At 31.3% G+C, this 5,347-nt stretch carries 6 protein-coding genes; 5 read left to right on the top strand and 1 reads right to left on the bottom strand.

Annotation, left to right across the window (positions count from 1 at the left end):
• Positions 1–226 precede the first annotated feature (226 nt).
• Positions 227–802: a hypothetical protein gene (locus B6S12_RS10000; protein ID WP_111230638.1), complete on the top strand. Its 576-nt coding sequence runs from the start codon at positions 227–229 to the stop codon at positions 800–802.
• Positions 803–807: 5 nt separating this feature from the next.
• Here B6S12_RS10000 and B6S12_RS10005 read toward each other — a convergent pair whose 3' ends face one another.
• Positions 808–1,476, bottom strand: a complete 669-nt coding sequence (locus tag B6S12_RS10005) for a S24 family peptidase (RefSeq protein ID WP_111230639.1) — start codon at positions 1,474–1,476, stop codon at positions 808–810.
• Between the two features lie 139 nt (positions 1,477–1,615).
• Between B6S12_RS10005 and B6S12_RS10010 the strand changes: the two genes are divergently transcribed.
• The 4 genes from B6S12_RS10010 (at position 1,616) to B6S12_RS10025 (ending at position 5,215) form a co-directional block, all read left to right on the top strand.
• The gene (locus B6S12_RS10010; RefSeq protein ID WP_111230640.1) at positions 1,616–1,816 is read left to right on the top strand and encodes a hypothetical protein; all 201 of its coding nucleotides are present in this window, start codon (positions 1,616–1,618) and stop codon (positions 1,814–1,816) included.
• On the top strand, positions 1,816–3,900 hold the full coding sequence (locus B6S12_RS10015; protein ID WP_111230641.1) for a DDE-type integrase/transposase/recombinase: 2,085 nt from the start codon (positions 1,816–1,818) through the stop codon (positions 3,898–3,900). The genes B6S12_RS10010 and B6S12_RS10015 overlap by 1 nt, the downstream gene beginning before the upstream one ends.
• 197 nt (positions 3,901–4,097) lie before the next feature.
• Positions 4,098–5,021, top strand: a complete 924-nt coding sequence (locus B6S12_RS10020; protein ID WP_111230642.1) for an AAA family ATPase — start codon at positions 4,098–4,100, stop codon at positions 5,019–5,021.
• A 2-nt stretch (positions 5,022–5,023) separates the two neighbouring features.
• On the top strand, positions 5,024–5,215 hold the full coding sequence (locus B6S12_RS10025) for a sigma factor-like helix-turn-helix DNA-binding protein (protein ID WP_111230643.1): 192 nt from the start codon (positions 5,024–5,026) through the stop codon (positions 5,213–5,215).
• Positions 5,216–5,347 lie beyond the last annotated feature (132 nt).

Here is a 5,347-nt window from a genome sequence, read left to right on the forward strand (position 1 = left end):
TTTTTCATATAGTCTCCCCCTTTCTTTATTATTTTTATTTAGAAGTTAAAAAATATTAGAATTTTGATTTTGGAATTTGTCGGCGAAAAAATAAAATGTCGCATTAGAAAAATAAAATGTCGCATTTTTACGACTTTTTATCTTTCTTTAAACCTTAAACTTAAATATTTTATTCTTACCTTTTTCTTGTTATAATAACAAAAACTTAATCTTTAGTGAGGCGTTAATGAAACATTTTATTCTTGGTTTATCTATGGTTATTTTGTTTGTTGGGTGCGGTGTTAGCGAAAATACCACTTTAAGCGATTTAAGAGAAAAAGCCTTTAATGAGTTTGTGGCTTTCGATTATAAAGAAACAAGCGATTTTAGGGACAGCATCAAGCAAGTTGTATTAGATTATACCAAAGCCAATAATATTGATGGAAGTATTGGAATGCTTAACAATTTTACAAATTGTGTGATGTATAATATTTGGCAAAAAAATCCAAATCAAACTTTAAAGCTACCACTACAAGCTTGTGCTAACGAATTTAATAATGGTGCTTTAAATCAAGTTAGTTATGAAGACCCTAGTTGGATTTTGGGGCAATTTGATACAATCACAGGCGAACATCACCTTGCTTCAAAATATATTAAAAGCAAACTAAATAATCCAAAAAGTTATGAGTTTATTGGTGCAACTTATAATATTTTACAAAATGGAGCACAAGTTATGGTTACAACAGAATATGCAAATGGCACAACTATGGATAAAATCAGTATTGTATTCTCTACTCATGGAGATGTTTTAGCAGTCTATTAAGATTGCTAAAACATAATATTTTCTACTTTATTCAAAAACATTTTAATATCAATCCTACAAACTACTACCCCTAAAATTTTGCACCTCTCGAAGTTCTCTTTTGTAATTATCATATCTTCATAATCTTTGTTTTCAGATACTAAAATAAACTTGTCCAATAAAGGCTGCTTCTTAATTCTTTTGCAATATAGCTCATCATCTAAGCTGACCACTATAACATCGGTATTTTTAACACGCTCTAAACTATTTTTTGTAAAATCAATAATGGCTGTTTGTCCATCTAACAAGTAAGGCTCCATACTATTGCCAAATATTTTAATAATATCATAGCTCATATTTGTGTTTAAACCTAAAAAATCAGAAACAAATCTAGTGTCCAACCTTAAGACCTCATAATGTTCATCGTTGTTAGTGTTTCCATATCCAGCCGCAGCATAAACATTGGAGAAATAGCGAAAATTAACAAAGGAATTGTCTGGTTCTTCTATAGTAGTTTTTTTACTATTATACCTAATAGCATTAAATTTATCAATAGCAGATTGTGAGATTCCTTTGCTGTGCCAAGTATTAATTGTTTTTTCTTTATATCCAAGCTTTAAAGCAACTTGAGAAGCACTGCTAACTTTAAAAAATTCTTTCATTTCTTCCAAAATAGCTTTGTCTTGTTCTTTCAATGGATACCCCCTAAAACTAGTTTATATACTTGACAAGTAGTTTTTAAACTAGTATAATTACTTTAACTTTTTTATAAATAGTATTCTAACAAAAAGAATACTAACTATTTATAAAAAAATTAAAGTAATAAGGAAAAAGATGTTAAAGCAGTATTTTAAAAATCACAGCATTAACCTTAGAGCTTTTGCTAAACAGCACAATCTACACTATATTACACTATTTAAAGTAGTCAATGGAGAACTAACAGGAGAGCGTAGAACCAAAGGTAACACCAAAGCAATTTTTGAAAAGCTTTTGGAGCTTAATATTATCAATGAACTTCCAAAAGGCTTAAAATAATGTATTACCTAGACACCAAAAGTGCTTCTATCATTTTTAATGTTAGCGAAGGTGCGTTGCGTCTTTGTGCTACGAGGAATTCTAAAAAATATGAATGGATTAAAGTTGATAATGAAAAAGGTGGTAGAGGTGGTAAAAAGCTTCTTTTTAAAGTAAGTAAAGAGCAAATTTTAACCGCTTTTAATCAAGGTTTAATTAGCGATGATACATTTATTTTAGATAAAAAACTAGAACAAATTAATTTGGAAGAGCTAAAAAGCATAAAAACTAGTTTAAAAACTATTAATGAAAGTAAAAATACTGATATTTTAGATTTAACAGAGAAAAAAGAAGAAAAAATCCCCAATTTTTCTCTTTTAAATCTAAACTTTGAAAATCTACCCACAAAAACAAAAGAAAAAGCTAGAGAAAAATTAAAAATTTTAAAGCAAGTAGAAAAATATGTAGAAGGCGGTCTTACGATTGGTCGTTCCATCAATCTTGTAGGAGTTAGTAGAAGAAATTTTGAGCGTGATAGAGAAAATTACAACCAACATGGCATTCTAGGACTTGTAGATACTCGTGGAATGTATAGAAAGGATTCTACCAAGCTTAAAAGTTGGATGCAAGAATATGCACTAAGTGCTTATAGAACTTTTGGTGCTGGGGATTTTAACTATACAGAGCTTTGGTGGAGAATCCACAAAGAAGCTAGTAAAATAGAAAATTATGACTTCATAGGCTTTGACTTAGGAGAAGTAAAGCCCCTATTTAGTGTAAAAACCTTGCAAAACTTCTTGGCAAATTATTTTAAAGATAAGCCATTAGAGCATTGCATAATTACTAAAGGGCTTGATAAAGCTAAAAGCTATTTTCTCCCCTCTCAAGGTAACCAAAGAGAAATTTTTGCTTCCAAAAATGAATGTTGGCAGATTGATAGTAGCCCAGCTGATTTTTTAGTGCGTGATGATACTACATTAGAGCCTTTTCGCCCACATATTTTAAGCATTGTAGATGTGTATAGTGGTATGGGTGTAGCCTCTTTAGCACCTAAGTCTAATTCTCTTTCTCTTATGCGACTTTTATGGGCTGCAATTTCTACTTTAGGAAAACCCAAAATAATTAAAGGGGATAATGGTAGAGATTATCTATCTAAAAACTTTCAAGATTTATTAGATGGCTTAGGTATAAGCTATGATGCTTCTATTGCTTATGCAGGAGAAGAAAAAGCATTAGTAGAGAGGAGATTTGGCACACTCCAACACGCAGGACTTTCACAAATGCATGGTGCTATTGGTAAAAATTTAAGCGAAAGAGAACTAATAGAGCAAAGAACTCCTAAAAAAGAGCGAAAAGCTAAAGATAAATATGGCTTTGCCAAAAAGACAAACCAAGAACATTTACATCTCTTTAGTGAGGCACAAAAACTTTTAGAATCTGAAGTGTATAAATGGAATAGCTCTAAAGCAAGAAGAAAGAAAGGTGTAAAAACTCCTAGTGAATTATGGAATGAATGCCCTAATCCTATCATAAAAATAGAATATGAAGAGTTTTTATTCCATGCAGGTGCTAAAGAGTTAAGAATTGTTGGTAAAAAAGGTATTAATTTTAATGGCAGCATTTACAAATCTGAATTTATGCCAAGCGTTAAAACAAAAGTCAAATGTGTGCAAAACATTGATAATGCAAAAGAACTCTTTGTCTATGATTTGCAAGGTAATTTTATATGCTTAGCACTAGATGAAAGTATTGCCAAATTAAGTGCTGAAAGTCTAAAAAATCTTAAAAAAGCATTTAAAGAAGATATGAACTCTATTTCTAAAATACTTAAAAAAGAAGAACTAAGCACCTTTACTAAGCTAAATATCAAAGAAGATTTAGAACTTGCAAAAATGGCATTTAATAAATCTCTAAAAGAAGAAAACACACAAGAACTCACACAAAAATCCCTAGCCAAAGAAAAACTTAACAAACAAAAAGAAATAGAAAGTATTAAAAATGCTCCTATTGATTTAGAAAGTTTATCTATCTCTAAAGAAGAAAGAGAAGAGAAAGAAGAGGAATTTAGTATGGAGGATTTTATCAATAGAAAATTTGTAGGTTAGTGGTTAAAAGTTGTTTAAAGCTTGATTGATACGAGCTTTAAAGAGTTTTTAAAAAAGAACTCTAAATTAAAACAAGGCGAAGCCTTCCCCGCAAGTGAAACGCAGTGGGACGGGGGCTTTAGAGGGTCAAGGGACGAGTAGTCCCTTGTCGTAAAGAGGAATTTATTTCCTCTGCGAAATTAAAACAAGGAATTAAAATGGAATTAGTTGAACTTACTAAAAAGTTTTTAAGCACCCAAAACATCTCTCAAAATAATTTAGCAGATCGTTTAGGGATTAATAAAAGCTATATGGTGGGCTATATGAAAGAAGGTAGTAGCTATAAATATGCTTCAAAAGTAGAACCTTTGCTTGAAAAATACATTAAAAGCTTTGTAGAAGAAAAAAGCATAAAAGAGCTTCAAACTCCTTTTATTATCACTAAAGATGCAAAAGCTATTAATGTTACTATTGAAAATGCTATGAGTAATCGTGAAATGGGAGTAATCATCGGCGAAGCAGGAACTGGAAAAAGCAGAGCCATTAAAGAATACGCTACTAAAAATGGCACAAGAGTGGTGCTTTTTGAAGCGACAACAGAAACTAGTAAAAAAATGCTTTTAGTGGGGCTTGAAAATAAACTAAATATTTGCTTTAAAGGTTCTTTAGATGACAAGATTAGAGGCATTGCAAGTGAGTTAGCAAGAACTTCAAAGGTTTTAATCATTGATGAAAGCGAACATTTGCCATTTAGGGCATTAGAGTGCTTAAGACGCATTTATGATTTTTCAAACACTGCTTTAATTTTAGTGGGAACTAAAAAGCTTAAAAATAATCTTACAGGTATTGGCAGAAACGATTATAACGAGTATGGGCAACTAAGCTCTAGAATTGGTGCAAAATGGGAATTAAAAGGACTTTGCTACCAAAACAAAGAAGGCTTAAGAGATGAAGATTTAAAAACGCTTTGTAAGCACTTTGGCATAGAAGATAAAAAAGCTATTGATTTGGTTTTTAACCTAGCTCGTGGCAATTTTAGAAAAAGCGAGAAGCTTTTAAAAAGAGCTAAAGATTTTGCAGATGGGAGCAAGGTTGAATTAAGACATATAGAAGCAGCAGCTTCCTTTTTAATGTTGGGCTAAAAATGAGCTTTGAAGAGATTGGGAAAGCATTAAATATTAGCCCAAGTAGAGCTTATGAAATCTATTCTAACGCTCTAAGAAAACTCCGCCACCCAAGAAATCTAAAAAAGTGGCAGAGGATTTTAGAAGACTTAGCAGAGATTAACAAGCCACAAGAAAAAGATAGCAATACAGAGCGTGGAGAAAAACTTTAATAAAAGCTATTTTGTGTTTTTAAATAGCTTTTATGAGGGTTTAAACTCTCAAAAAATTCGCATTCAAGATACCTAGTGGCAGATTTATAAAATTTTATGGAACTCGCAGACACTTAAGTCTAGCCTCGTTCC

The organism is Helicobacter valdiviensis, from assembly GCF_003245365.1.
Classification (GTDB): Bacteria; Campylobacterota; Campylobacteria; order Campylobacterales; family Helicobacteraceae; genus Helicobacter_D; species Helicobacter_D valdiviensis.

Bases quoted from the DNA above. Each gene is read 5' to 3' on its own strand.
- B6S12_RS10000 (WP_111230638.1), top strand. From the start codon at position 227: ATGAAACATTTTATTCTTGGTTTATCTATGGTTATTTTGTTTGTTGGG.
- B6S12_RS10010 (WP_111230640.1), top strand. From the start codon at position 1,616: ATGTTAAAGCAGTATTTTAAAAATCACAGCATTAACCTTAGAGCTTTT.
- B6S12_RS10015 (WP_111230641.1), top strand. From the start codon at position 1,816: ATGTATTACCTAGACACCAAAAGTGCTTCTATCATTTTTAATGTTAGC.
- B6S12_RS10020 (WP_111230642.1), top strand. From the start codon at position 4,098: ATGGAATTAGTTGAACTTACTAAAAAGTTTTTAAGCACCCAAAACATC.
- B6S12_RS10025 (WP_111230643.1), top strand. From the start codon at position 5,024: ATGAGCTTTGAAGAGATTGGGAAAGCATTAAATATTAGCCCAAGTAGA.